Origin of the sequence: Fictibacillus sp. 7GRE50, assembly GCF_015903875.1 — a bacterium.
Lineage (GTDB): Bacteria > Bacillota > Bacilli > Bacillales > Fictibacillaceae > Fictibacillus > Fictibacillus phosphorivorans.
In genome coordinates this window covers 344,059-370,169 of record NZ_JACZDW010000003.1, presented here as the reverse complement: position 1 = coordinate 370,169, position 26,111 = coordinate 344,059, and the positions used below count along the sequence as shown (strand labels likewise).

General features: G+C 39.8%; 21 protein-coding genes. All 21 read left to right on the top strand.

The features are described 5' to 3' along the window. Positions 1 to 6 precede the first annotated feature (6 nt). The 21 genes from IHV12_RS13035 to IHV12_RS12935 all read left to right on the top strand — a co-directional run bounded on the left by IHV12_RS13035 (position 7) and on the right by IHV12_RS12935 (position 26,101). Positions 7 to 1,719: a proline--tRNA ligase gene (locus IHV12_RS13035; protein ID WP_197191137.1), complete on the top strand. Its 1,713-nt coding sequence runs from the start codon at positions 7 to 9 to the stop codon at positions 1,717 to 1,719. A gap of 217 nt (positions 1,720 to 1,936) precedes the next feature. After that, the gene (locus IHV12_RS13030) at positions 1,937 to 6,238 is read left to right on the top strand and encodes a PolC-type DNA polymerase III (protein ID WP_197191136.1); all 4,302 of its coding nucleotides are present in this window, start codon (positions 1,937 to 1,939) and stop codon (positions 6,236 to 6,238) included. A gap of 156 nt (positions 6,239 to 6,394) precedes the next feature. Then, the gene (rimP, locus tag IHV12_RS13025) at positions 6,395 to 6,865 is read left to right on the top strand and encodes a ribosome maturation factor RimP (RefSeq protein WP_197127750.1); all 471 of its coding nucleotides are present in this window, start codon (positions 6,395 to 6,397) and stop codon (positions 6,863 to 6,865) included. Positions 6,866 to 6,884: 19 nt separating this feature from the next. Next, positions 6,885 to 7,988: a transcription termination factor NusA gene (gene nusA, locus IHV12_RS13020; RefSeq protein ID WP_197191135.1), complete on the top strand. Its 1,104-nt coding sequence runs from the start codon at positions 6,885 to 6,887 to the stop codon at positions 7,986 to 7,988. Between the two features lie 20 nt (positions 7,989 to 8,008). Then, the gene (gene rnpM / locus IHV12_RS13015; RefSeq protein ID WP_197191134.1) at positions 8,009 to 8,275 is read left to right on the top strand and encodes an RNase P modulator RnpM; all 267 of its coding nucleotides are present in this window, start codon (positions 8,009 to 8,011) and stop codon (positions 8,273 to 8,275) included. Then, positions 8,272 to 8,577, top strand: coding sequence for a YlxQ family RNA-binding protein (locus IHV12_RS13010; RefSeq protein ID WP_197127752.1), 306 nt, complete (start codon positions 8,272 to 8,274; stop codon positions 8,575 to 8,577). Before rnpM ends, IHV12_RS13010 begins: the two co-directional genes overlap by 4 nt. Before the next feature lie 15 nt (positions 8,578 to 8,592). Next, on the top strand, positions 8,593 to 10,917 hold the full coding sequence (gene infB / locus IHV12_RS13005; RefSeq protein WP_197191133.1) for a translation initiation factor IF-2: 2,325 nt from the start codon (positions 8,593 to 8,595) through the stop codon (positions 10,915 to 10,917). Next, positions 10,914 to 11,192: a DUF503 domain-containing protein gene (locus IHV12_RS13000; protein ID WP_144700710.1), complete on the top strand. Its 279-nt coding sequence runs from the start codon at positions 10,914 to 10,916 to the stop codon at positions 11,190 to 11,192. The genes infB and IHV12_RS13000 overlap by 4 nt, the downstream gene beginning before the upstream one ends. A 31-nt stretch (positions 11,193 to 11,223) precedes the next feature. Further along, positions 11,224 to 11,607: a 30S ribosome-binding factor RbfA gene (gene rbfA, locus IHV12_RS12995; RefSeq protein WP_066393771.1), complete on the top strand. Its 384-nt coding sequence runs from the start codon at positions 11,224 to 11,226 to the stop codon at positions 11,605 to 11,607. An 82-nt stretch (positions 11,608 to 11,689) separates the two neighbouring features. Then, positions 11,690 to 12,601, top strand: coding sequence for a tRNA pseudouridine(55) synthase TruB (gene truB / locus IHV12_RS12990; RefSeq protein WP_197191132.1), 912 nt, complete (start codon positions 11,690 to 11,692; stop codon positions 12,599 to 12,601). A gap of 25 nt (positions 12,602 to 12,626) precedes the next feature. Further along, entirely contained in the window at positions 12,627 to 13,565 is a 939-nt protein-coding gene (ribF, locus tag IHV12_RS12985; RefSeq protein WP_197191131.1) for a riboflavin biosynthesis protein RibF, read from the top strand. 139 nt (positions 13,566 to 13,704) lie between these two features. Next, a complete protein-coding gene (gene rpsO, locus IHV12_RS12980; protein ID WP_066240919.1) occupies positions 13,705 to 13,974 on the top strand; it encodes a 30S ribosomal protein S15 in 270 nt (89 codons plus the stop codon). Positions 13,975 to 14,167: 193 nt separating this feature from the next. After that, a complete protein-coding gene (gene pnp, locus IHV12_RS12975) occupies positions 14,168 to 16,282 on the top strand; it encodes a polyribonucleotide nucleotidyltransferase (protein WP_197127757.1) in 2,115 nt (704 codons plus the stop codon). A gap of 200 nt (positions 16,283 to 16,482) precedes the next feature. After that, positions 16,483 to 17,457 (top strand): polysaccharide deacetylase family protein, encoded by a 975-nt coding sequence (locus IHV12_RS12970; protein WP_197191130.1) that lies wholly within the window; start codon positions 16,483 to 16,485, stop codon positions 17,455 to 17,457. A 76-nt stretch (positions 17,458 to 17,533) separates the two neighbouring features. Further along, positions 17,534 to 18,775, top strand: a complete 1,242-nt coding sequence (locus tag IHV12_RS12965; RefSeq protein WP_197127759.1) for a M16 family metallopeptidase — start codon at positions 17,534 to 17,536, stop codon at positions 18,773 to 18,775. A gap of 305 nt (positions 18,776 to 19,080) precedes the next feature. Continuing rightward, positions 19,081 to 19,971, top strand: coding sequence for a dipicolinic acid synthetase subunit A (dpaA, locus tag IHV12_RS12960; protein WP_197127760.1), 891 nt, complete (start codon positions 19,081 to 19,083; stop codon positions 19,969 to 19,971). Positions 19,972 to 19,976: 5 nt separating this feature from the next. Continuing rightward, complete coding sequence (gene dpaB, locus IHV12_RS12955; protein ID WP_197127761.1) at positions 19,977 to 20,570, top strand: dipicolinate synthase subunit B; 594 nt, start codon at positions 19,977 to 19,979, stop codon at positions 20,568 to 20,570. 153 nt (positions 20,571 to 20,723) lie between these two features. Further along, entirely contained in the window at positions 20,724 to 21,767 is a 1,044-nt protein-coding gene (gene asd / locus IHV12_RS12950; protein ID WP_197191129.1) for an aspartate-semialdehyde dehydrogenase, read from the top strand. A 21-nt stretch (positions 21,768 to 21,788) separates the two neighbouring features. Then, the gene (gene dapG / locus IHV12_RS12945; protein ID WP_197127763.1) at positions 21,789 to 23,054 is read left to right on the top strand and encodes an aspartate kinase; all 1,266 of its coding nucleotides are present in this window, start codon (positions 21,789 to 21,791) and stop codon (positions 23,052 to 23,054) included. A gap of 12 nt (positions 23,055 to 23,066) precedes the next feature. Continuing rightward, the gene (gene dapA, locus IHV12_RS12940; RefSeq protein WP_197127764.1) at positions 23,067 to 23,936 is read left to right on the top strand and encodes a 4-hydroxy-tetrahydrodipicolinate synthase; all 870 of its coding nucleotides are present in this window, start codon (positions 23,067 to 23,069) and stop codon (positions 23,934 to 23,936) included. Between the two features lie 497 nt (positions 23,937 to 24,433). Beyond that, positions 24,434 to 26,101 (top strand): ribonuclease J, encoded by a 1,668-nt coding sequence (locus tag IHV12_RS12935; protein ID WP_197127765.1) that lies wholly within the window; start codon positions 24,434 to 24,436, stop codon positions 26,099 to 26,101. The last annotated feature ends 10 nt before the right edge of the window (positions 26,102 to 26,111 follow it).

Here is a 26,111-nt window from a genome sequence, read left to right as displayed (position 1 = left end):
GAGATAATGAGACAAAGTCAATTGTTTATGCCAACATTAAGAGAAGTTCCTGCAGATGCAGACGTAAAAAGTCACCAGCTCTTATTAAGAGCTGGCTTTATACGTCAGAATGCTGCCGGCATTTACTCATTTCTACCTTTGGGGAAAAAGGTTCTTCATAAAGTAGAGAATATTGTACGAGAAGAAATGAATCGTGCTGGTTCACAAGAGATGATGATGCCCGCACTGCAGCTTGCTGAACTTTGGCAAGAAAGTGGCCGATGGTATAGCTATGGTCCTGAACTTATGAGACTAAAGGACCGACACGAGCGTGATTTTGCTCTTGGAGCTACACATGAAGAAGTGATTACAAGCATCGTTCGAGACGAAGTGAAATCATATAAGAAGCTTCCTCTTAACTTATATCAAATTCAAACGAAGTTCAGGGATGAAAAGCGTCCTCGTTTCGGACTGCTGCGCGGAAGAGAGTTCATTATGAAAGACGCATACTCTTTCCATGATAAACAAGAAAGTCTTGATGCTACGTATGAAGCGATGAAAGATGCCTACTCCGCTATCTTTAGTCGCTGCGGACTAAACTTCCGAGCGGTTTTAGCAGACTCAGGCGCAATCGGTGGTAAAGATAATCATGAGTTCATGGTCTTATCAGAAATCGGTGAAGATTTGATCGCGTATTCAACGGATTCAGATTTTGCAGCGAACATCGAGATGGCTCCTGTTGTAATACGTGAAGAGCGTTCATCTGAAACACTTATGGAGCTTGAGAAAGTAGAAACAAAACAAGCAAAAACAATTCAGGAAGTTTCAGAGCTATTAAAGGTTACACCATCAAAAGTTATGAAATCTTTGCTTTATATCGCTGACGAACAACCTGTTTTAGTGTTAGTCCGAGGAGATCATGAGGTTAATGAGATCAAGCTTAAGAATGTGCTTTCTGCTAAAGAAGTAGAATTAGCTTCAGCGGAAGAAACAAAAAAATGGTTGAACGCGGAACACGGATCTATCGGACCGGTCAACTTGTCAAAAGACGTTAAAATCATCGCAGATCAAACAGTCCCTTATATGGTTAACGCAGTTTGTGGCGCAAATGAAACAGGCTACCATTATACGAATGTTAATCCAAATAGAGATTTTGAGTTTAATGAAACAGCTGATCTTCGTTTTGTTGTGGAAGGTGATCTGTCACCTGATGGTAAAGGAACAATCGTTTTTGCAAAAGGAATTGAAGTCGGTCATGTGTTCAAACTTGGTAAAGTATACAGTGAGCCAATGAAAGCCTCTTACTTGGACGAAAATGGCAAGAATCAGATTATGTCAATGGGTTGTTACGGGATAGGTGTTTCTCGTACATTAGCTGCAGTAGCAGAAGAAAACAATGACGAAAAAGGATTAATCTGGCCGTTATCACTAACTCCGTTCGATGTTCATTTAATTGCTGTCAATAGTAAGAATGCCGAACAAGCAGCACTTTCAGATGAATTGTATATTCAGATCAAGAACGATGGTTTTGATTGCTTATATGATGACCGCCCTGAACGTGCTGGTGTGAAATTTACGGATAGCGACCTTATCGGATTGCCAATTCGTGTTATGGTTGGCAAGCGTGCTTCAGAAGGAATCGTTGAAGTGAAGATTCGTAAGAGCGGAGAATCTTTCGAAGTGCCAGTTTCTGAACTTAGCGATTTTATTAAAAAAGAGTGGAATAATCTTAAGAAATAATGCGAAGTTTGTGTTAATCTATAAAACTAATAGAGGAGGTGCCTCTCATTCAAGAGGTGCCTTTCTCTTTGTACTTTACGAATTAGGATCTAATCTTTATGATGATATTCGAGGCTGAAAGATTTATAGCTATAGTATAATAAATAAAGACACGTATAAAAAATACGTAGGTTAGTCATGTGAAAACATAATTAAACCCCTTTAAAAGGAGGTTCGTATGAGCGGAAATGATCAGCAGATCAGACAAGAAAGGCTATCGCTTCTTTTAGAACAACTAGGTATGCCCCTTGAAATGAAAGCCGGTTTTTCGGAAGGAACGATCGAAAAACTTACGATAGATAAAGCAAATAGAAGCTGGCATTTTATTATTGGCCTCCTGCGCCCATTAACGCCGGACAGCTATGCTTGGTTTAGTGCCAGCCTTCGCCAAACTTTTCAACATATTGCTACAGTGTCTTTTTCTATTCAAACGAAGGAGAGTTTTCAAGCAGAAGAGCTTCTTGGTTTTTGGCCGTTGTGCAAAGAAAAGTTAGTAGAGACAGCGGCACCGAGTCTAGGAAGCATGCTTTCTACACAAGATCCTATTGCCGAAGGAAATTTTTTGTGTCTGACCGTAAGAAATGATGCGGAAGAAGCATTGGTGCAGAGAAAGCTATCTCCTGTTATCAAAGAGATGTACAGTCAGTTTGGCTTCCATTCTGTAATGGTAAAAACAGAGATTAAACACTCTGAAGAAGATTTTCAAAAGTTTATCGAACAGAGAAAACAAGAAGATCAGAATAAAGTAATGGAAGCTTTAGTTGAAAAAGAAAAAGCTGCCAATCGATCTGAAGGTCCTGCAGCAAGAACAGATATTATGATCGGATATTCGATCAAGGATGATCCTGTTCCGATTCAAACGATTCAAGATGAAGAAAGACGCATAACGATTCAAGGTTACGTCTTTCATTCCGAAACGAGAGAGCTTAGAAGCGGACGTACGCTTTTAACGTTTAAAATTACCGATTACACGGATTCTCTACTCATTAAAATTTTCTCTCGAGACAAAGAAGATATCCCTATCCTACAAGGTATTCAAAAGGGAATGTGGTTAAAAGTTCGAGGCGGAATACAAAATGATACGTTTGTAAGAGATCTGGTCATGATCGCTAACGATATTAATGAGATCAAACCTGAATTCAGAAAAGATTTAGCGGAAGAAGACAACAAACGTGTTGAGCTTCACCTTCACACACCAATGAGTCAGATGGACGCGATATCCTCTGTCTCCTCTTTAGTGGGACAAGCGAAAAAATGGGGTCATCCAGCTATCGCGATAACTGATCATGCTGGTGTTCAGTCCTTTCCAGAAGCTTATAATGCAGGAAAGAAAAACGGAATCAAAATCCTGTATGGACTTGAAGCAAATCTTGTAGATGATGGTGTACCGATCGCATATAACGAGGCGCCGAGAAAATTAACGGATGAAACATACATTGTCTTTGACGTTGAGACGACAGGTTTATCAGCCGTTTATAATAAAATCATTGAACTCGCTGCTGTGAAGATACGTGGTGGAGAGATCATTGATCGTTTTGAAAGGTTCGCGAATCCTCATGAATCTCTATCTCAAACAACGATTGAATTAACTGGAATTACAGATGATATGGTCGAGAACGCACCTGAGATCGAAGAAGTGCTTCGTGATTTTCATGCGTTTATGGGTGATGATATCCTAGTAGCTCATAACGCGAGCTTTGACATGGGGTTCTTGAACGAAGGTTTACGAAAGATAGGATTAGGCGAAGCGAAGAATCCTGTTATTGATACACTTGAATTGGCAAGATTTCTGCTGCCGCAATTAAAGAATCATAGATTGAACACGCTTTGTAAAAGGTTCGATATCGAACTTACTCAGCATCACCGAGCCATCTATGATGCAGAAGCAACCGGTTATCTGCTATGGAAACTGTTAAAAGAGACGTTTGAAAAAGAAATCTTCTATCACGACCGTTTGAACGATAACATGGGGCAAGGTGGATTTCAGCGATCAAGACCGTTTCATTGTACGCTCTTAGCTGCAACCCAAGAAGGTCTAAAGAATTTATACAAGCTCGTTTCTGAGTCACATCTATCTTATTTTTATCGAACACCACGTATCCCTAGATCACGATTAAGTAAACTTCGAGAAGGTATACTCGTCGGTTCAGCTTGTGATAAAGGTGAAGTGTTTGAAGGTATGATGCAAAAACCGATCGAAGAAGTTGAAAAGATCGCGGAGTTTTATGATTACTTAGAAGTTCAGCCGCCAAGTAACTATTATCATCTTATCGAAAGAGAATTAGTCGCAGATGAGATGAACTTAAGAGAGATCCTTTCTAATATCGTTCAGCTTGGAGAGAAATTGAACAAACCGGTTGTCGCAACAGGAAACGTTCATTATTTAAACCCTGAAGATGCGATCTATCGAAAGATCTTGATCTCTTCTCAAGGTGGAGCGAACCCTCTAAACAGACAAACTCTTCCAGATGTTCATTTTAGAACAACGGATGAGATGTTAGACTTGTTCTCTTTCTTAGGTGAGGAAAAAGCACAAAAAGTAGTTTGTGAAAATACGAGACAGGTCGCTGACATGATACAGGAGATCAAACCGATCCCTGATGATCTATATACTCCGAAGATTGAGGGCGCAGATGACGAAGTACGCTCGATGAGTTATAACAGAGCTAAAAGCATCTATGGAGAGAACCTTCCTGAGTTAGTTGAAAAGAGACTGGAAAAAGAATTAAAGAGTATTATCGGACACGGATTTGCGGTTATTTACTTGATCTCACATAAACTTGTGAAGAAATCCTTGATCGATGGATATCTTGTAGGATCGCGTGGATCGGTCGGTTCGTCGTTTGTTGCGACAATGACTGAGATTACTGAAGTGAACCCACTGCCTCCACATTATGTTTGTCCGAAATGTAAAGAATCCCATTTCTTTAATGATGGTTCCGTAGGATCCGGTTATGACCTTCCAGATAAAGAATGTCCAACATGCGAAGTGCTTTATATAAAAGATGGACAAGATATACCGTTTGAAACGTTCCTTGGATTTAAAGGAGATAAGGTACCGGATATCGACTTGAACTTCTCTGGTGAATATCAGCCTAGAGCGCATAATTACACGAAAGAATTGTTTGGTGAAGATTATGTGTATCGTGCAGGTACGATTGGTACGGTAGCTGAAAAAACGGCTTACGGTTATGTAAAAGGATACGCAGGAGACAATAACTTAACGATTCGATCTGCAGAAGTGGATCGCCTCGTATCTGGATGTACAGGAGTAAAGAGAACTACAGGTCAGCATCCGGGTGGAATCATTGTTGTTCCAGATTATATGGATATTTATGATTTTTGCCCTGTTCAGTTCCCAGCTGACGATAGTGGTTCAGAATGGAAGACGACTCATTTTGATTTTCACTCGATTCACGATAACTTATTGAAACTTGATATACTAGGGCACGATGATCCAACTGTTATCCGGATGCTTCAAGATTTAAGCGGTATTGATCCGAAGACCATTCCTGCATCAGATCCAGAAGTAATGAAAATCTTCTCAGGCCCAGAAGTATTAGGTGTATCAGAAGAACAGATCATGTGTAAAACGGGCACTCTAGGAATTCCAGAGTTCGGAACAAAGTTCGTAAGACAGATGCTTGAAGAAACAAAACCAAGTACTTTTTCTGAACTTGTACAGATTTCAGGACTCTCTCATGGTACAGACGTATGGCTGAACAATGCCAACGAACTGATCGCAAACGGTACCTGTGTGCTAAAAGATGTTATTGGATGTCGCGATGATATAATGGTCTATCTGATCTATAAAGGCCTTGAACCATCACTAGCATTTAAGATCATGGAAAGTGTACGTAAAGGAAAAGGTCTGCCGGATGAGTGGATCGAAGAGATGAAGAAGAACGATGTACCTGATTGGTATATTGGTTCATGCTTGAAGATCAAGTACATGTTCCCTAAAGCCCATGCTGCAGCATACGTGTTGATGGCCGTTCGTATCGCATATTTTAAAGTTCGCTACCCAATTTGGTTCTATGCGGCATATTTCACCGTAAGAGCGGATGATTTTGATGTGGAGTCTATGATCAGAGGATCCAAAGCGTTAAAGACAAAAATTGAAGAGATCTCAGCTAAAGGTCTTGATGCTTCTACAAAAGAGAAGAACTTGCAAACGGTTCTAGAACTCGCACTTGAGATGTGTGAAAGAGGGCTATCATTCCAAAAGATCGATCTGTATCGATCGAGCGCAACAGACTTCCTAGTAGAAGGGGATACATTAATACCACCTTTCAATTCAATCGCAGGCTTAGGTACAAATGCAGCATTAAACATTGTAAAAGCAAGAGAACAAGGTGAATTTCTTTCTAAGGAAGATCTTCAGCAGCGTGCGAAGTTATCTAAGACCATTATTGAGTACTTAGATGACCAAGGATGTTTAGAAGGAATGCCTGATGCAAACCAGCTTTCGCTCTTTTAACAAGGGCTTTCTGAAGGCTAGATAAGTTGCAGTATTTTATTGGTTATGGTATAGTATTTTTGGAAATACTGTTGAATGAATAACTGTCGGCGAAAGAGTGGGGCTCCCCACTCTTTCGTTACGTTTTGAGGTCATTCAGTAAGAAGGAGGGCAGCAATGAGTCAGAAGATTACAGAGCTCACAACAGAGCTTGTAACCCCAATCGTTGAAAAACTAGGACTTGAACTTGTTGACGTTGAATTTGTTAAAGAGGGTAAAAACTGGTTTCTCCGTGTATATATCGATTCCACGGATGGGATTGATATTGAGGAATGCGGGACTGTCAGTGAACAATTAAGTGAAAAATTAGATGAACTTGATCCGATCGAACAGCCCTACTTTTTAGAAGTATCTTCTCCAGGTGTTGAAAGACCGCTAAAGAAGCCTGAAGATGTAAAAAATGCTATCGGCAAAAATGTAAACATTAAACTTTATGAGCCATTAAACGGCGAAAAAGTATATGAAGGACTTTTAAAAGACTTTGACGGTGAAACGCTGTTCATGGAGATTAGAGTGAAAACGCAAGTGAAAAAGGTAGAGTTACCTTATGCTAAAGTGGCCAACGCCCGTCTTGCGGTTGTTTTTTAATGAAGAGGGGAGAAGAAAAATGAGTACCGAGCTTTTGGATGCACTTACATTGTTAGAAAAGGAAAAAGGGATTAGTAAAGAAGTAATTATTGAAGCAATTGAAGCAGCCCTTATTTCTGCGTACAAGCGCAATTTTCATCAAGCGCAAAATGTTCGTGTTGATTTTAACAGAGACACAGGAAGTATCCGTGTTTTTTCAAGAAAAAATGTGGTTGAAGAAGTTGAGGACGATCGTCAAGAGATCTCAGTGGCAGAAGCTCAAGCGATCAACCCTGGCTATGAATTAGAAGATATCGTAGAAGAAGAAGTTACACCAAAAGATTTTGGTCGTATTGCTGCTCAAACAGCTAAACAAGTAGTTACACAGCGCGTACGTGAAGCAGAGCGCGGGATCATCTTCTCAGAATTTATTGATCGTGAAGAAGATATCATCACGGGAATCGTTCAACGACAAGACCACCGTTATATGTATGTTAGCCTAGGCAGAGTGGAGGCTCTTCTTCCTGCTGCTGAACAGATGCCTGGGGAATCTCATACCACGAACGACCGCATCAAAGTGTACATTACTAAAGTTGAAAAGACGACAAAAGGTCCTCAAATACTAGTATCAAGAACTCACCCAGGTCTTTTAAAACGCTTATTCGAGCTTGAAGTGCCAGAGATCTATGATGGTACGGTTGAGATTAAATCGATCGCTCGTGAAGCGGGTGACCGTTCAAAGATTGCCGTTCATGCTGCTGATCCAGAAGTAGATCCGGTTGGTTCTTGTGTTGGACAAAAAGGTGCACGTGTTCAAACAATCGTAAACGAATTGAACGGTGAAAAGATCGATATCGTTCGATGGAGTGAAGATCCGGTCGTATATGTAGCTAATTCACTTAGCCCAGCTAAAGTTCTAGAAGTACAAGTGAATGAAGAAGAAAAGATGACAACGGTTATCGTTCCAGACTATCAACTTTCGTTAGCGATTGGTAAACGAGGCCAAAATGCTCGTCTAGCTGCAAAGTTAACAGGTTGGAAGATTGATATTAAAAGTGAAACAGAAGCAATAGAAACAGGTGTGTATGATCCATCAAACGCTCGCAGTGATTTTTTTGAAGATACTGATGAGGATGAAGAGTAAGAAAAGACGAGGTGGAGACAATGAAAACACGTAAAATTCCGATGAGAAAATGCGTAGCCTGTCAAGAGATGAAGGCTAAAAAAGAATTAACACGTATTGTCCGCTCACCAGAAGGAGAAGTCTCTGTCGACACGACGGGGAAAAAATCCGGAAGAGGAGCCTACCTTTGTCATGAACCAGCTTGTATCGAACAAGCAAAAAAGAAAAAGGTTCTTGAGTCACATCTCAAAACAAAGATTCCAGCTGATCTATTTGATCAGCTAGAAAAAGGAAGTCATACATCTTGAAACCAACTCCTTGGGCAAACTTTCTTGGAATAGCAGCTCGAGCCGGTAAAGTCATTTCCGGCGAAGAACTAGTTGTGAAAAGCATCCAAAAGCAAAACGCTAAAATTGTTCTGCTATCAAAAGATGCTTCTGATAATACAAAGAAAAAAGTTACCGATAAGTGCCTTTACTATAAAATAGATCTAGCTTGGATTGAAGATCGCAATATTTTAGGCAGGGCTATCGGTAAGGAGCAACGAGTTGTAGTTGCTGTAAATGATCAAGGATTTTCTAAGAAATTAAAGGAACTTCTTGATCACTAACTCGGGGGTGAACATATGAGTAAAATCCGCGTATATGAATATGCGAAACAGAAAAATGTTCAAAGTAAAGACATTATTGAAAAGCTTAAAACGATGGATGTCCACGTTGCGAATCATATGTCTATGATTGATCAGGCAGCTCTTAAAAAATTGGATGAAGCATATCGTCCAAAGTCTAACAAAGATCAACCAAAATCAACAAATCAAAATCAACTCCCTAAATCAGATGTGAAAAATAGCAACCCTGGTAATGACACCAAATCTAATAAAAAGGAAGTTCAAAAAGAGAGTAATATGAAAATAAAAAAAGAGAACAATAACTCGTCACAAGCTAAAGGACCAAAGTCCACTAATACTAACAGCCAAAACAATCAAAACAAAACTAGCAACAGCAATCAGAACAAAAGCACTAACAGCAACCAAAACAAGAGCAATAACAGCAATTCAAACAACAAGAATAACAACAACAGAAACCAAAACAACAATAGAAACAACAACAACAACAAGAACAACAACAATCGCAACAAGCAAAACAGAGGCGGCGGAAACCAGCAACAACAAGCTCCTCAAAAGAAAGTACTAGAAACGCCAAGTAAGATTACGTTTACTGATTCACTACAAGTTGGTGAACTTGCTAAAAAGTTGAACAAAGATACTTCTGAGATTATTAAAAAGTTAATGGGTCTTGGAATCATGGCAACGATCAATCAAGAGCTTGATAAAGAAGCGATTGAATTGATCGCAGCAGACTACGATGTAGAAGTAGAAGAAGAAATAATCGTTGATGAGACTGAATTCGAAAACTACGAAATCGTAGATGAAGAAAAAGATCTTCAAGTTCGTCCGCCAGTCGTTACGATTATGGGTCACGTTGACCACGGTAAAACAACGCTTCTTGATGCGATCCGTAACACGAAGGTGACTGCAGGCGAAGCTGGTGGAATCACACAACATATCGGTGCATATCAAATTACGAACAACGGAAAACAAATTACTTTCCTAGATACTCCTGGACATGCTGCGTTTACAACGATGCGTGCTCGTGGAGCTCAAGTAACGGATATCACGATTCTTGTTGTAGCTGCTGATGACGGTGTTATGCCTCAAACAGTAGAAGCGATCAACCACGCAAAAGCAGCAGAAGTTCCAATCATCGTTGCTGTAAACAAAATGGATAAAGAATCTGCTAACCCAGATCGTGTTATGCAAGAACTAACTGAGCACGGACTTGTTTCTGAAGCTTGGGGTGGAGATACGATCTTCGTAAACGTTTCTGCGATTAAAGGTGATGGAATTGACGATCTGCTTGAAATGATCAACCTTGTTTCTGAAGTTGAAGAATTAAAAGCAAATCCAAACCGTACAGCAATTGGAACTGTGATTGAAGCACAGCTTGATAAGGGCCGTGGTTCTGTTGCAACTCTTCTTGTTCAATCAGGTACGTTAAACGTTGGAGATCCAATCGTAGTTGGACACACATTTGGTCGTGTCCGTGCGATGGTGAACGATCTTGGACGTAGAGTTAAAACGGTAGGACCTTCAACACCTGTTGAAATTACTGGATTGAATGATGTTCCACAAGCCGGAGATCAGTTCATGGTCTTCGCTGATGAGAAAAAAGCTCGTCAAGTTGGTGAATCTCGCTTCAAAAAACAGCAGGATGCACAGCGTAAAGAGTCTTCTAAACTAAACCTTGATGACCTCTTTAATCAAATTAAAGAAGGTGACATCAAAGAAATTAATGTTATCATCAAAGGTGATGTTCAAGGTTCTGTTGAGGCACTTGCAGGTTCATTACAAAAAATCGATGTTGAAGGCGTAAAAGTTAAAATCATCCACTCTGGTGTTGGAGCGATCAACGAGTATGACATCATGCTTGCTTCTGCTTCAAACGCAATCGTGATTGGTTTCAACGTTCGTCCTGATAATGGTGCGAAACGTACGGCTGACGCTGAAAAAGTCGATGTTCGTCTGCATAGAATTATCTACAACGTAATCGAAGAGATCGAATCAGCGATGAAAGGGATGCTTGATCCGGAATTCGAAGAAAAAGTTATCGGGCAAGTTGAAGTTCGTACGACTTTCAAAGTTTCTAAAGTGGGTACGATCGCTGGATGTTACGTTACGGAAGGTAAGATCACAAGAGATTCCACAGTTCGCTTGATTCGTGACGGCGTAGTATCTTACGAAGGTAAGATCGATGCACTTAAACGATTTAAAGACGATGCTAAAGAAGTATCTGCTGGATACGAATGTGGAATCACGTTAGAAAAGTTCAATGATATTAAAGAGGGCGACATCATTGAAGCTTATATCATGGAAGAAATTAAAGTAAAATGATCGGGTTCTTAACGGTTGAGTTTTTCATCTATGAAGCACAGTCGTTAAAAGATAAACGTTCAGTTGTTCAAAAAGCGGTAAACAGGCTGCGTCAACGATTAAACGTGGCTGTATCCGAAACAGATCATCAAGATTTGTGGCAGCGCGCCGAGATAAGTATGGTTACCGTTTCTTCGGACAAAATAATAGCAGAAAAAGAATTGCAAAGAGCACTTGCGATTATTACATCTATTACTGAGTTGGAAGTTACACGTTCAAACATCGAGTGGCTGTAACGCAAGTGGCAAGAAACGGGGTGTAGTAAAAATGGGCACAATCCGTTCCAATCGTATTGGGGAACAGATGAAAAAAGAGCTTAGTGACATTATAGGCCGAAAAATCAAAGACCCCCGCGTAGGTTTTGTGACCGTTACGGCGGTAGATGTAACAGGTGATTTACAGCAGGCTACTGTTTATGTTTCTGTGTTTGGTGATGCCGATCAAAAGGAACAAACATTACGAAGCTTAGCGAAAGCAACAGGATTTATTCGTACAGAAATCGGAAAACGCATCCGCATGCGTAAAACACCAGACATCTTTTTTAAATTTGATGAATCTCTAAATTATGGAAGCAAGATCGAAAGTCTTTTGTCTGATATCAAACGTGAGGATGAAGAAGACGAAGAAAATGAAGAGCATCCGAAGCCATAATAGCAAATGGATAGGCAATTAATTTTGTCTATCCATTTTTTGCTTATTAAAAAGAGATAATGTGATCAAAGGAGAAGCTTTTATGAGTGCAAGACAAGGAATTTTGGCATTGAAAAAACCTGCTGGTATGACATCACATGATTGCGTGGCAAAGATACGAAGAATCTTTTCAACGAAAAAAGTTGGTCACACAGGTACATTAGATCCTGAGGTGACAGGAGTTCTTCCTATATGTATAGGGAGAGCGACGAAGGTCGCAGAGTACATGTCAGACTATGGTAAGGAATATATAGGTGAAGTCACTTTAGGATACTCTACAGAAACAGAAGATGCTCACGGTGAAAAAGTACTAGAGAAACAAGTAGAAAAAGATATCTCATTTTCTGATATAAAAGACATTTTAAAGGCTTTACAAGGAGAGATTGAACAGGTTCCTCCGATGTATTCAGCTGTTAAAGTAAACGGAAAGAAACTTTATGAATATGCGAGACAAGGACTCACTGTTGAACGCCCGAAACGAAATGTGACCATCCATGAACTCCAATTAATTGACGATGGTGACGTTTTAAGTAAAGATCAACCTGTATTTTCATTTAGAGTACGATGTTCTAAAGGTACATACGTGAGGACGCTTGCTGTTGAGATCGGTGAGAGACTTGGATACCCTGCACACATGTCATCTTTGATCAGAACAGCATCAGGACCTTTTTCTATTGAAGACTGCGTAACATTTGAGCAGCTTGAAAGCGGAGAGATGCCATTAGAAGATTACTTGGTTCCACTTGAAAAAGGAATCTCTCACTTTCCTAAATGGACAGTTTCAGAAGAGCTGTTGTTCAAGATAAAAAATGGTTCTGTGCTTGAAGCACCAAAAGATTTGGTACAAAGTCCGTTTGGTGTTTATAATGAAGAAGGAAAATGTCTAGCCATATATGAGCTTCATCCTTCAAAACCAGGTTTAATAAAACCGGTTAAAGTGTTAGCCATTGATTAATGAAAGAAGTTAGTAGGTGAGTTTTTTGGAAACGATTGTTATAAGTCATCCGCATCATTTTCAACAAGATGACCTTCCACCAACTTTTTTGGCTCTAGGTTATTTTGACGGAATTCATGTAGGACACCAACGTGTGATCAACACCGCAGTAGAACTTGCTAAGAAGAACAACGCTGTTCCTGCTGTTATGAGCTTTCACCCGCACCCGTCTGTCGTGTTAGGCAAGAGTGATCATAATTGGACATACATCACACCTCTTGAAGAAAAAAAGAAGATTCTAGAGGAGATGGGTGTAGAAAGATTTTATCTTGTAAAATTTGATCATGTATTTGCGGGTCTAGATACGCAGGAGTTTGTTGATCAGTATGTGATTGGTTTGAATGTGATCCATGTTGTTACCGGTTTTGATTTTTCATATGGAAAGTATGGAAAAGGTAATGTTGAAACTTTAGTGAAAGAATCTAACGGTCAATTTGGGCAGACTGTTATTGAAAAGATCGAAAAAGATGGTCAAAAAATAAGCTCTACATTGATTCGAAACCATCTTAAAGAAGGTCTAGTCGATGAGCTTCAGCCTTACCTTGGTAGAAGGTATACACTCACCGGCACAGTGATACATGGCGATAAACGTGGTCGGACGATAGGATTTCCAACAGCGAACTTAGACACCGATCAATATTCATTGCCAAAAGTAGGAGTTTACGCAGTAGAAGTTATCATCGATAATAAGAGTTATTTCGCGATGGCGAACGTAGGGTACAAACCTACATTTAAAGATGATCAAAAAAAACCATCTCTCGAAGTTCATATCTTCGATTTCAACAAAGAGATATATGGGGAAGATGTTCGAATCACTTGGTTGAAGAGAATTCGTGATGAGAAGAAATTTAGCGGAATAGACGAACTTATTGCCCAGCTTCATGCTGATAAAAGCAGAACATTTGAAATCATACAGTCCCTGTAATAAAAAACTTGCATTTATTCTATAAAAAGTCTATGATAATAACTGTACATTTTAATGTGCATATAACCATTGCTTGGCAAATCGAGTCACCGACGTTTGCTCGGTAATTGGTGTTTCTATTATTAAGGAGGTGAAAAGGATGGCTATTACTCAAGAGCGTAAGAACGAACTAATCAGCGAGTATAAGGTACATGATACGGACACTGGATCTCCAGAAGTTCAAATCGCTATCCTTACTGAACAAATCAATGAGTTGAATGATCACTTGCGTACACACAAGAAAGATCACCACTCACGTCGTGGTCTATTGAAAATGGTTGGTAAGCGCCGTAACTTGTTAACGTACCTACGTAACAAGGACATCACGCGTTACCGCGAATTGATCGGAAGACTTGGATTACGTCGTTAATCCAGCAAAGCGGGATATATTTCCCGCTTTTTTTATTGCAAGCATTCATCCATAAACGGCACTAAACATGTTATTCTTGGTATGTATGAGTAAATTCTTTCGAGTTTTTCTTTTTAGGAAGGACTACGTTAGGATATAATAGAACCATAATATGATAGGATTTTTCTAAGTGTTGAGAGGAGTACCAAGTAAAATGGATCAACAAAAAAGAACTTTTACAATGGACTGGGCGGGTAGAACGCTTACGTTCGAAATTGGAGAATTAGCAAAACAAGCGAACGGTGCTGTAATGGTCAGATATGGCGATACTGCAGTACTTTCAACAGCTGTTGCATCAAAACAGCCTAAAAATCTTAGCTTCTTTCCGCTGACAGTAAACTACGAAGAGCGTTTATATGCAGTAGGTAAAATCCCAGGTGGATTTATTAAACGTGAAGGACGACCAAGCGAAAAAGCGGTATTAGCGAGTCGTTTGATCGACCGCCCTATCCGTCCTTTATTCGCAGATGGGTTCCGTAACGAAGTACAAGTTGTCAGCACAGTAATGAGTGTGGATCAAAACTGTTCTTCAGAAATGGCTGCAATGATTGGGTCATCACTTGCGTTGTCTATTTCTGATATTCCTTTTGAAGGACCGATCGCTGGAGTAACAGTTGGTCGAATCGAAGGCAAATTTGTGATTAATCCAACGGTTGAACAAAATGAAAAGAGTGATATTCAACTGATTGTGGCAGGTACTAAACATGCCATCAACATGGTTGAGGCTGGTGCAGAAGAAGTTTCTGAAGAAGTTATGCTTGAAGCGATCATGTTCGGTCACGAAGAGATCAAACGCTTAATCGCTTTCCAAGAAGAGATTGTTTCTGAAATCGGTAAAGAAAAGATGGAGATCGTTCTTCATGAGCTAGATAAAGATGTGGAACAAGAAGTTCGTGAATTTGTTGGAAACGATGTGAAAGAAGCAGTTAAAGTTGTTGAAAAGCATGCTCGTCAAGAAGCTTTAGACGCTGTAAGTGCAAACGTCGCTTCTCGTTACGAAGAAGATGAAGATAAAGCCAGCGAAGCTAAAGAGGTTTTACATAAACTCATCAAAGAAGAAGTGAGACGCTTGATCCTTAAGGAGAAAGTACGTCCGGATGGAAGGAAGACAGATGAAATCCGTCAACTTTCTTCAAAAGTCGGCATCTTAGCAAGAACGCATGGTTCAGGTCTATTTACACGTGGACAAACTCAAGCCCTCAGCATCTGTACGTTAGGAGCTCTTGGCGACGTTCAAGTTCTAGATGGTCTAGGTGTAGAAGAATCAAAACGATTCATGCACCAATATAACTTCCCTCCATTCAGTGTGGGTGAGACAGGATTTATGCGCGGACCAGGTAGACGTGAGATCGGACATGGTGCACTAGGTGAGCGTGCTTTAGAGCAAGTGATTCCGAACGAAGAAGAGTTTCCATACACGATCCGTCTTGTTTCAGAAGTATTAGAGTCAAATGGTTCTACATCGCAAGCAAGTATTTGTGCAAGTACGCTTGCATTGATGGATGCTGGTGTTCCGATCAAAGCTCCAGTTGCTGGTATCGCTATGGGTCTGATCTCAGACGGTGAAGATGTAACGGTTCTAACAGATATTCAAGGTATGGAAGATCATCTTGGAGATATGGACTTTAAAGTGGCAGGAACTCCGAACGGTATCACTGCTCTTCAAATGGATATTAAAATTTCAGGAATCAACCGTGAAATTCTTCAAGAAGCTTTAACTCAAGCAAAAGAAGGACGTATGATCATTCTGAAGTCTATGCTCGCTACACTTTCAGAATCTCGTACACAACTTTCTCAATATGCACCTAAGATCTTAACGATGAAGATCAACCCAGATAAGATCCGTGATGTAATCGGGCCAAGCGGGAAAATCATCAATAAGATCATCGAAGAAACGGGTGTTAAGATTGATATCGAGCAAGATGGTACAGTCTTCATCGCTTCAACTGACGAATCTATGAACAAAAAAGCGAAGAAGATCATTGAAGATATTGTTCGTGAAGTTCAAGTTGGAGAATACTACATGGGTAAAGTTAAACGTATTGAAAAGTTTGGTGCGTTTGTAGAACTATTCAGCGGCAAAGATGGACTCGTTCATATCTCTGAACTTGCTGAAGAACGTGTAGGAAAAGTTGAAGATGTTGTGAAGCTCGGTGACGAGATCATGGTTAAAGTTATGGAGATCGATAATCAAGGTCGCGTAAACTTATCTCGCAAAGTTGTGTTGAAAGAAGAAAAAGCAAAGAACGAACAGCAGCAAAACGTATAATATAGGAAGTAAAAAGACTGCACCAAAAACGGATACCTCTGTATCCGGTTGGTCAGTCTTTTTTTTTGTTTATTTTTCAATGTGATTTGAATATAAACTTGATAATTCATCCATACTAAATCTCTCTTCCCTACGAGAATCGTATAAACGTTCTAACCTGTCCAACACATACATACCTTGATTACAGGGAGGGAGTTTACGTGAAAAATAAAATTCTTCAATGGTCATTAGTAGTATTTGTTATCACTGCGATAGCGTTTTCGTTGCATAATCCATTTACGAGCACCTATATCGAAAGTTTGAAGGCTCAGAGCACAGCCGTTTCACAAATGGAGTCTAATTCAATCTATCAGCAGATCAAAGAAAAAGCGAAGGAGCTAAATCGTCCTCCTAAAAATGCAGAGATCGATCCAGTCTGGAAAGCCACTCCCGGTTATAATGGCATTGTTGTTGACATGGAAGCATCCTTTAAAGCGATGAAGAAAGCAAATAAATTTGATGAGAATAAACTTGTTATAAAGCAAATAAATCCAAGTGTTCATCTTGAAAACCTTCCTGCATCTCCAATCTATAGAGGTAATCCAGAAAAGCCTATGGTTACACTGTTAGTAAACGTAGCGTGGGGTAATGAGTACCTGCCTGGTATGCTTCAGACGATGAAAAAGAATAATGTGAAGTCAACGTATTTTCTAGATGGCTCTTGGGTGAAAAAGAATCCGTCACTCGCGAAAATGATTGCAGAAGAAAAACATGAGATCGGTAATCACGCTTACTCTCATCCGGATTTAAAAAAGATGACCAATTCACGGATTACAGAGGAACTTAAACAGACCAACGAAGTGATACATGCAACACTAGACATCCATCCAAAATGGTTTGCGCCTCCAAGTGGAAGTTTTCGAAACGACGTTGTGCAGATCGCCTCAGAGATGGATATGAAAACGATACTTTGGACGGTTGATACGATCGATTGGAGAAAACCTAATCCTGACGAAATGGTAAGCAGAGTTCTCAGCAAAGTACATCCTGGTGCAATGATTTTAATGCACCCAACAGAATCATCTTCAGCAGGTCTAGATAAATTAATTAAAGGAATAAAAGAAAAAGGATACAGCATCGGAACGGTGTCAGATTTGATGGATGAGAAGAGATTAGTCCCTAAAACAATCAAGTAAAGTTGTGTACGTGTTATGATAATGGTATATTGTTCCTATGATTAGTGGAACAACTGACAGCTAGGGGGAAACAAGTTTGATTAACAGATATACATGCTCAAACGGCGTGCGAATTGTTTTGGAAAACATTCCAACTGTACGCTCTGTTGCGATCGGTGTATGGATCGGCACAGGCTCCAGATTTGAAAACACAAAAAATAACGGAATCTCGCATTTTCTGGAGCATATGTTCTTCAAAGGTACAAAGACAAGAACAGCACGAGAAATTGCAGAATCTTTTGATAGCATCGGTGGACAAGTGAATGCTTTCACTTCAAAAGAATACACATGTTATTATGCAAAAGTTCTTGATACGCATTCACCATATGCTCTTGAAGTACTAGCAGATATGTTTTTTAACTCAACCTTTGACGAAGGAGAGTTATTAAAAGAAAAGAATGTTGTGTTAGAAGAAATTAAAATGTATGAAGATACACCAGATGATATTGTTCACGATATGTTGAGCCGTGCTAGCTTTCAAAACCACGAACTCGGATTTCCTATATTAGGAACGGAAGAAACATTGAACACGTTTACGGGGAATACACTTCGAGATTATATGGATACTCATTACGTTCCCGAAGAAGTAGTCATCTCTGTCGCAGGAAACGTTGATGAATCTTTCATAAAGGAAGTTGAAAAATGGTTCGGTGACTACAAAACAAGTGGAGTTATTAAACCAGTAATTGAAACGCCGGTTTTCTATCCAGAGAAACTTTCTCGTAAGAAAGAAACAGAACAAGCACATCTATGTCTAGGTTTTCCAGGACTTTCTCTTAAAGATAAACGCAGCTACAGTTTGATCATCCTCAATAACATTTTTGGATCAAGCATGTCTAGCCGTTTGTTTCAAGAAGTAAGGGAGCAGAAGGGATTAGCTTATTCGGTGTTCTCTTACCATTCAGCGTTTCAGGATAATGGGATCTTTACTATTTATGGAGGAACAGCTCCACATCAATTAGATGAGCTGTATGATACGGTCTTAAATATAGTTGATGATTTAAAAGAGAACGGAATTACTGACAAAGAGCTGAAAAACTCTAAAGAACAGATAAAAGGAAACTTGATGCTGAGTCTTGAGAGCACGAATAGCAGAATGAGCCGCAATGGAAAACATGAGCTCATCTTAGGTTATCATCGTACCCTTGATGATATGGTCGAATCGATCGATAAAGTGTCCAAAGACGATGTGGACACGTTGGTTCAGTCTATCTTTAGTGAAGGATGTTCAGCATCTCTAGTGAGTCCAAATGGAGAACTTCCAAAAGGACTTCAATAGCATACAGTTATTCTTAAAAAACCCGGAGTTCATCCGGGTTTTTTGAGTTTTCAAAAAACCTCTTTAAAAATGGGCTAAACGTTTCCTAAAATGCCCCAAACATAGGAGTTGCTCGTGAATATAATGATGTTGATTGAAAACTTATGATCGTGTTACTTAGCGTATTGAAATGATGACTTTAAATATCAGTTTTACCGTTGTACAGAAAGTCTTTCTGTCACCAGATAGGCGGGGTGTTCATATGATGTTGAGCGTGGATAGCAATCCCCTGCAAGAAATGGAACAACGGAGAAAGGGGAGAAAGAATGTTAACGGATTTGCATATCGCAGTTTTTGGCGGCGATGCGAGACAGTTAGAGGTTATTCGGAAACTAACAGAACTGGATGCGATACTTACACTTATCGGTTATGACCAACTTGATCACGGATTCACTGGGGCTTCAAAAATGAATATAGATGAAGTAGATTTCTCAAAGTTAGACAGTATCATTCTGCCTGTGAGTGGAACAGGACTGCAAGGGGAGATCGATACCATTTTCTCTAATAAAAAAATGATTCTAACAGAAGATCATCTTAAAAAGACGAAAGACCACTGCCAAGTATTTTCAGGAATCAGCAATTCTTATTTAGATGGTATTACAACAAACAGCAACAGAAAACTAACGAAGTTGTTTGAAAGAGATGATGTTGCGATCTATAACAGCATTCCTACTGTTGAAGGAACGATCATGATGGTCATCCAACACACAGATATAACCATCCATCAATCTAATACGGTTGTTCTAGGTTTTGGACGTGTAGGAATGAGTGTTGCAAGAACTTTCCAAGCATTAGGGGCACGCGTAAAAGTCGGAGCGAGAAAATCTGAACATATGGCTAGGATCTCAGAGATGGGAATGATTCCGTTTCATTTAGATGATCTGAAAAATGAGGTCTATGAAACGGATGTTTGCATCAACACGATTCCTACACAGATTGTTAATGCTGATGTAATCTCAAAGTTTCCTTCACATACATTAGTTGTTGATCTGGCTTCAAAGCCTGGAGGCACTGACTTTAGGTATGCAGAAAAACGAGGGATTAAAGCACTTCTTGCACCTGGACTGCCAGGAATTGTTGCACCTAAAACAGCGGGTAAGATCGTTGCAAACGTACTTTCGCAGCTCTTAATCAATGAATTTAAGCGGAAGGGGTAATTATAATGGATTTTAAAGGTAAACATATCGGTTTTGGTTTAACAGGATCTCATTGTACGTATGATGCCGTATTTCCACAGATTCAAAAGCTAGTAGAGCTCGGGGCGAATGTTTCTCCATTCTTTACACATACCGTAGGGCACACGTCTACACGTTTTGGAGAAGAAGGAGAATGGGTGGAAAAGATTAAACAGATCACAGGAAATGATCCAGTAGATTCCATCGTAAAGGCTGAACCATTTGGACCGAAAACACCACTAGATTGTATGGTTATTGCTCCGTTGACCGGAAATTCGATAAGCAAGTTTGCTAATGCTATGACAGATTCTCCTGTATTAATGGGAGCAAAAGCAACACTTCGTAACCAAAAACCGGTTGTTCTCGGAATATCGACAAACGATGGTCTTGGATTGAACGGTGTAAATATCATGAGGTTGATGGCGACAAAGAACATCTATTTTATTCCCTTCAGTCAAGATGATCCAGTCAAAAAGCAAAATTCATTAGTCGCTCACATGGATACCCTTATTGAAACAATCGAGCTAGCCATACAAGGGAAACAGCTCCAGCCCGTTCTTAGGGTAAGAGATTTAGGGTAATAGATTGAAACAACAGAAGAAAATCCGTTCATAACCTCAAAGTTTATGATAAAATATGATAAATTATATGGATTAACTAGGAGAAACTAAAACTTTGAGTTTCTCCTTCTGTTGTAGATTGCTTACCTTAAACAATAAAGGAGTTAATAAAGTATGAGCCAAAAATCATTTCATGTAGCTGTAGTAGGAGCAACTGGCGCAGTTGGCCAGCAGATGTTAAACACGTTAAGTGAAAAAAATTTTCCAATAAAGAAACTATCCCTTCTTGCAAGTAAACGTTCAGCAGGACAGGTCATTTCCTTTAATGGAGAATCTCATACAATTCAAGAAGCAACACCAGAAGCATTTGAAGGTGTAGATCTTGCTTTGTTCTCTGCTGGAGGTTCAGTTTCAAAAGCTCTTGCACACGAAGCGGTGAAAAGAGGAGCAATCGTTGTAGACAACACGAGCGCATTCAGGATGGATCCGAACGTACCACTCGTTGTACCAGAGGTAAACGAACAAGATCTATTAAAACATAATGGAATTATTGCAAATCCGAACTGTTCGACCATACAGATGGTCGTTGCTCTTCAGCCTCTTCACGAAAGGTTCGGCCTTAAAAAAGTAATTGTTTCTACTTATCAAGCTGTTTCAGGAGCAGGAGCAAAAGCAGTTGAGGAATTAAAAGAACAATCAAGAGCGATTCTAAACGATGAATCTTTCGAGGCTTCCATCATGCCTTGTGCTTCAGACAAAAAGCACTATCAGATCGCTTTCAACGCGGTTCCACAAATTGATAAATTTGAAGAGAACGGCTATACATTTGAAGAGTTGAAAATGATGAACGAAACAAAAAAGATTATGCACTTAGAAAATCTAGAGATCGCAGCAACGTGCGTGCGATTACCTGTTGAGACAGGACACTCAGAATCTTTGTATGCAGAATTTGAGAATGGCAACCCTACCGTTCAAGAAATAAGAGAACTATTAAAAACATCTCCAGGCATCACGCTTCAGGATCAGCCTGAAGAACAGATCTACCCTATGCCTGCAATAGCTGCAGGTCTGCCTGATGTTTTTGTTGGCAGAATACGTAAAGACTTAGACCGTGATAACGCCTATCACATGTGGGTAGTATCAGATAACTTACTTAAAGGTGCTGCATATAACTCCGTTCAAATCGCAGAGAGCTTAATCAAATTAGATCTGCTTTAATTTTATAAAGAAGGTGCATTCATGAAGATAATCGTTCAAAAATTTGGGGGAACTTCTTTAAAAGATGACACAGGACGTGTTGAAGCGATCCGTCATATTAAAAATGCTGTAGAAGAAGGCTATAAAGTGGTTTGTGTCGTTTCAGCAATGGGACGTTTCGGTGATCCTTACGCTACTGATACTTTATTAAGCCTTGTAGGGGATAAAAATAAGATTTCTAACAGAGAACAAGACCTCTTGTTGTCTTGCGGAGAAATCATTTCATCAGTTGTATTCTCTGGAATGTTAAATACAACAGGTCTTTCATCTGTAGCCTTAACAGGTCCACAAGCAGGCTTTAGAACCAATGATGACTTCTCAAATGCTAGAATTATAGATATGAAAGTAGATCGGATAAAGTCAGAACTTGAACATCATCAAGTAGTAGTTGTTGCAGGTTTTCAAGGCCAATCTAAAACTGGAGATATCGCAACACTTGGTAGAGGTGGAAGTGACACGAGTGCTTCGGCATTAGGAGCTGCTTTAGAAGCTGAGTTTATTGATATTTTTACAGATGTAGAAGGGGTAATGACTGCTGACCCTAGACTTGTTAAAGATGCAAGACCGCTATCCGTCGTAACATATGCTGAAATCTGCAACATGGCTTATCAAGGAGCAAAGGTCATTCATCCACGTGCTGTAGAGATCGCCATGCAAGCCAAGATCCCGTTAAGAATTCGTTCAACCTATTCAGATCTTCCAGGAACCCTTGTTACATCAGCCGTAAAGGGACCTGCTGGTAAAGACGTTCAGGAATCGATCATCACGGGTATTGCACATGTTTCAAACATTACTCAAATTAAAGTGTATGCCAACGATGGTCAGTATGACCTTCATACAAAAGTGTTCAAAGCCATGGCCCAAGAACAAATTTCAGTAGACTTTATCAACATCAGTCCAAAAGGTGTCGTATATACGATCATGGAAGACAAGACGGATATGGCTTTAGCAAAATTAAAAGATCTTGGATACGAACCTGAAGTGAACCGTGATTGTGCTAAAGTATCAGCAGTGGGAGCGGGCATCGCAGGAACGCCAGGGGTTACAGCAGCTATCGTAGAATCATTATCTAGCAGGAACATACAAATCTTACAATCTGCTGATTCGCATACGACGATCTGGGTACTGGTTAAGAAAGCAGATCTGATTGAATCGGTAAATGCTCTTCATTCCGCTTTTCGTTTGAATGAGGAAGGAATATCTGCGAACTTACAAGAAATTGTACAGCAGCAGTTTAATGAGTATTGAGGAGTGAAGTAAATGAATTTTGGTAGTATTAGCACTGCGATGGTAACGCCTTTTGACAGCAAAGGGAACATCGATTTTGGCAGAACGACGAAACTGGTTAACCATCTGCTTAACAATGGAACGGATAGTCTAGTAGTAGCTGGGACTACCGGAGAGTCTGCGACTTTGACTACAGAAGAAAAAATAGCACTTTTTAAACATGTTGTAAAAGTAGTCGATGGCAGAGTACCTGTGGTTGCAGGAACAGGAAGTAACAATACGAAAGCATCCATTGATCTTTCAAAAAAAGCTGAAGAAATCGGTGTGGATGCAATTATGATCGTAGCACCGTATTATAATAAACCAAGTCAAGAGGGTATCATCGCTCATTATAAAGCAATTGCAAGTGCAATCAGCCTTCCAATCATGGCGTATAACATACCGGGAAGATCAGTAATTACGTTTTCGGTTGAAACCGTGCTTCGACTAGCTGAAGTACCGAACATTGTTGCATTAAAAGATGCAGGCGGAAATTTAGATACAATGAGTGAAGTTATTGAGAATACTCCGGACGACTTTGTTGTTTACAGCGGTGACGACGGTCTAACCCTTCCTTCTTTAGCAATAGGAAGTGCGGGAATCGTTTCAGTGGCTTCACATGTGATCGGTAACGAGATGCAAACGATGATTAAAGCGTTTAGCAATGGCGAAAATAAAGAAGCTGCTCGTATTCACCGAAAGTTGCTTCCGGTTATGCAGGAGCTCTTTAAAGCACCGAGTCCAGCTCCTGTAAAGACAGCGCTACAATTAAGAGGGCTTGATGTTGGTGGAGTCAGATTGCCGTTATTACCTTTAAATCAATCTGAAAGAGAAGCACTCTCAAACAGATTAAACAGCTTGTAAAACAGTAAAACAGGGCTTCGCATGTGATTTATATGCGCTGCCCTTTTTTTGATGTTGCCGCATTTTGTCGAAAATCGGTTAAATAATTTTATCCGTGAAATTATTGGCTCTATATGTGAATATATTTTGATTTACCGTGAAAATAAAATATATTACCGTGAAATTATTTAACTTTGCGATTTCCACAAACAAAACGAACGTTTCAATCTAGATCAAACAGCGGCAAAGGCTACCATGTAAAACAAAAAAGCCCTGATTCAATCAAGAAACATCGAATCAGAGACTTAATTCTACTCATAATTGATCGTACTGCCAGCTGGTGTCTAAATACAGAAAAAATTAGTCCAAAGTGTCAAAACTATTACGTACAACGATAACCTTATTTTTATTTGTCTTTTGCTCAGTCTTGTTTTGTATTCCTCTCATAGAGTATAATGTTTTTAAGTGACGTGATCGGGAAATATTTTTTTACATACAACATAGGAGGAATATACACATTGTCAAAACAAAATAGAGATAAAATTAAAGTTTTTGCCTTGGGCGGAGTCGGTGAGATCGGCAAAAACATGTATGTAGTGGATACAGGTGAGGAAATTTTTGTTATGGACTCAGGTCTTATGTTCCCTCAAGAGGAAATGCTTGGAATCGACATCGTCATACCAGATGTGACCTACTTGAAGGAAAACCTGGAGCGTGTGACTGGAATCTTCTTAACTCATGCCCATGAAGACCATATCGGTGGCCTTCCATATGTCTTAAGACAAGTACCTGTACCTGTTTATGGAACGCGTTTGACATTAGGACTAGTAGAAGCAAAATTAAAAGAAGCGGGACTTTTGCGTTCCACAGAATTAAATATGATTGAAACGAACCAAAAGCTTTCATTCAACAGTGCGAAGGTAAGCTTCTTCCACGTAAATCACAGTATTCCAGATGCAGTAGGAATTGCAATTCACACGTCACAGGGAATTATTGCAAATACTGGTGATTTTAAGATCGATCATACACCGATCGATGGACAGCATACCGAATTTGGGAAGATTTCAAGCCTAGCTGAAGAAGGAGTACTGTGTCTGCTTTCAGACAGTACGAATGCAGAACGACCAGGATCTACAGGTCCAGAAGCACAAGTTGGACAAGAGATCCTTGATGTATTCCAAGCGGCAAAGGGAAGAATCATCATCGCATCATTCGCTTCAAATGTACATCGTGTTCAGCAAGTAATGAACGCAGCTGCCAAAACAAACAGAAAAGTAGCTGTTAACGGAAGAAGTATGGTAAAAGTTGTTGATATTGCATCACAGCTAGGTTATTTGACGATTGAAAAAGATCTGTTAGTTACGATCGATCAAGCAAACGATTACAGCGATGAAAAGGTTGTCATCTTAACAACAGGAAGCCAAGGCGAATCAATGGCGGCGTTGTCTAGAATGGCGCAAAAATCACATAAACAGATCGCACTTCGACCTTCAGATACAGTCGTTATTGCCGCTACCCCGATACCTGGCAATGAAACTTCTGTCGCGAAGATGGTTGATAAACTGATGCGTACAGGAGCAGATGTTATCTTTGGTCAGAAGAAGGTTCATGTATCAGGACACGGTAGTGCTGAAGAGCTTAAGTTCATGCTCAGTATGATGAGACCTAAATATTTTATGCCGGTTCACGGTGAATATAAGATGCAAAAAGCGCATCAAAAATTAGCGATTGAAGTTGGAGTTGAAAAAGACAACATTTTTATCGTTGATAAAGGTGAAGTGGTGGAGTTCGCTAACGGATTCGCGCAAAAAACCGGAAAAGTGCCTTCAGGAAACGTATTAGTAGATGGACTCGGTGTAGGAGATATCGGAAACATCGTGCTTCGTGACCGTAAACTTTTATCACAAGATGGAATCTTAGTCGTTGTCGTTACGATCAGCAAAGATTCACATAAGCTGATCTCAGGACCTGAGATCATCTCAAGAGGCTTTGTATATGTTCGTGAAAGTGAAGCTCTTCTTCACGAAGCAAATACAAAAGTTCGTGATGTACTTGAAAAGTGCATGAACGAAAATATGAAAGAATGGTCTAGTCTGAAATCAAACGTCAGAGATACATTAAGTCAGTATCTATTTGAAAAAACAAAGAGAAGACCAATGATCATGCCGATTATTATGGAAATTTAACCCGCTGATA

What these genes read in the sequence shown, in the direction of transcription:
- IHV12_RS13035 (WP_197191137.1), top strand. Translation starts at nt 7, where the DNA reads ATGAGACAAAGTCAATTGTTTATGCCAACATTAAGAGAAGTTCCTGCA.
- IHV12_RS13030 (WP_197191136.1), top strand. Translation starts at nt 1,937, where the DNA reads ATGAGCGGAAATGATCAGCAGATCAGACAAGAAAGGCTATCGCTTCTT.
- rimP (WP_197127750.1), top strand. Translation starts at nt 6,395, where the DNA reads ATGAGTCAGAAGATTACAGAGCTCACAACAGAGCTTGTAACCCCAATC.
- nusA (WP_197191135.1), top strand. Translation starts at nt 6,885, where the DNA reads ATGAGTACCGAGCTTTTGGATGCACTTACATTGTTAGAAAAGGAAAAA.
- rnpM (WP_197191134.1), top strand. Translation starts at nt 8,009, where the DNA reads ATGAAAACACGTAAAATTCCGATGAGAAAATGCGTAGCCTGTCAAGAG.
- infB (WP_197191133.1), top strand. Translation starts at nt 8,593, where the DNA reads ATGAGTAAAATCCGCGTATATGAATATGCGAAACAGAAAAATGTTCAA.
- IHV12_RS13000 (WP_144700710.1), top strand. Translation starts at nt 10,914, where the DNA reads ATGATCGGGTTCTTAACGGTTGAGTTTTTCATCTATGAAGCACAGTCG.
- rbfA (WP_066393771.1), top strand. Translation starts at nt 11,224, where the DNA reads ATGGGCACAATCCGTTCCAATCGTATTGGGGAACAGATGAAAAAAGAG.
- truB (WP_197191132.1), top strand. Translation starts at nt 11,690, where the DNA reads ATGAGTGCAAGACAAGGAATTTTGGCATTGAAAAAACCTGCTGGTATG.
- rpsO (WP_066240919.1), top strand. Translation starts at nt 13,705, where the DNA reads ATGGCTATTACTCAAGAGCGTAAGAACGAACTAATCAGCGAGTATAAG.
- pnp (WP_197127757.1), top strand. Translation starts at nt 14,168, where the DNA reads ATGGATCAACAAAAAAGAACTTTTACAATGGACTGGGCGGGTAGAACG.
- dpaA (WP_197127760.1), top strand. Translation starts at nt 19,081, where the DNA reads ATGTTAACGGATTTGCATATCGCAGTTTTTGGCGGCGATGCGAGACAG.
- dpaB (WP_197127761.1), top strand. Translation starts at nt 19,977, where the DNA reads ATGGATTTTAAAGGTAAACATATCGGTTTTGGTTTAACAGGATCTCAT.
- asd (WP_197191129.1), top strand. Translation starts at nt 20,724, where the DNA reads ATGAGCCAAAAATCATTTCATGTAGCTGTAGTAGGAGCAACTGGCGCA.
- dapG (WP_197127763.1), top strand. Translation starts at nt 21,789, where the DNA reads ATGAAGATAATCGTTCAAAAATTTGGGGGAACTTCTTTAAAAGATGAC.
- dapA (WP_197127764.1), top strand. Translation starts at nt 23,067, where the DNA reads ATGAATTTTGGTAGTATTAGCACTGCGATGGTAACGCCTTTTGACAGC.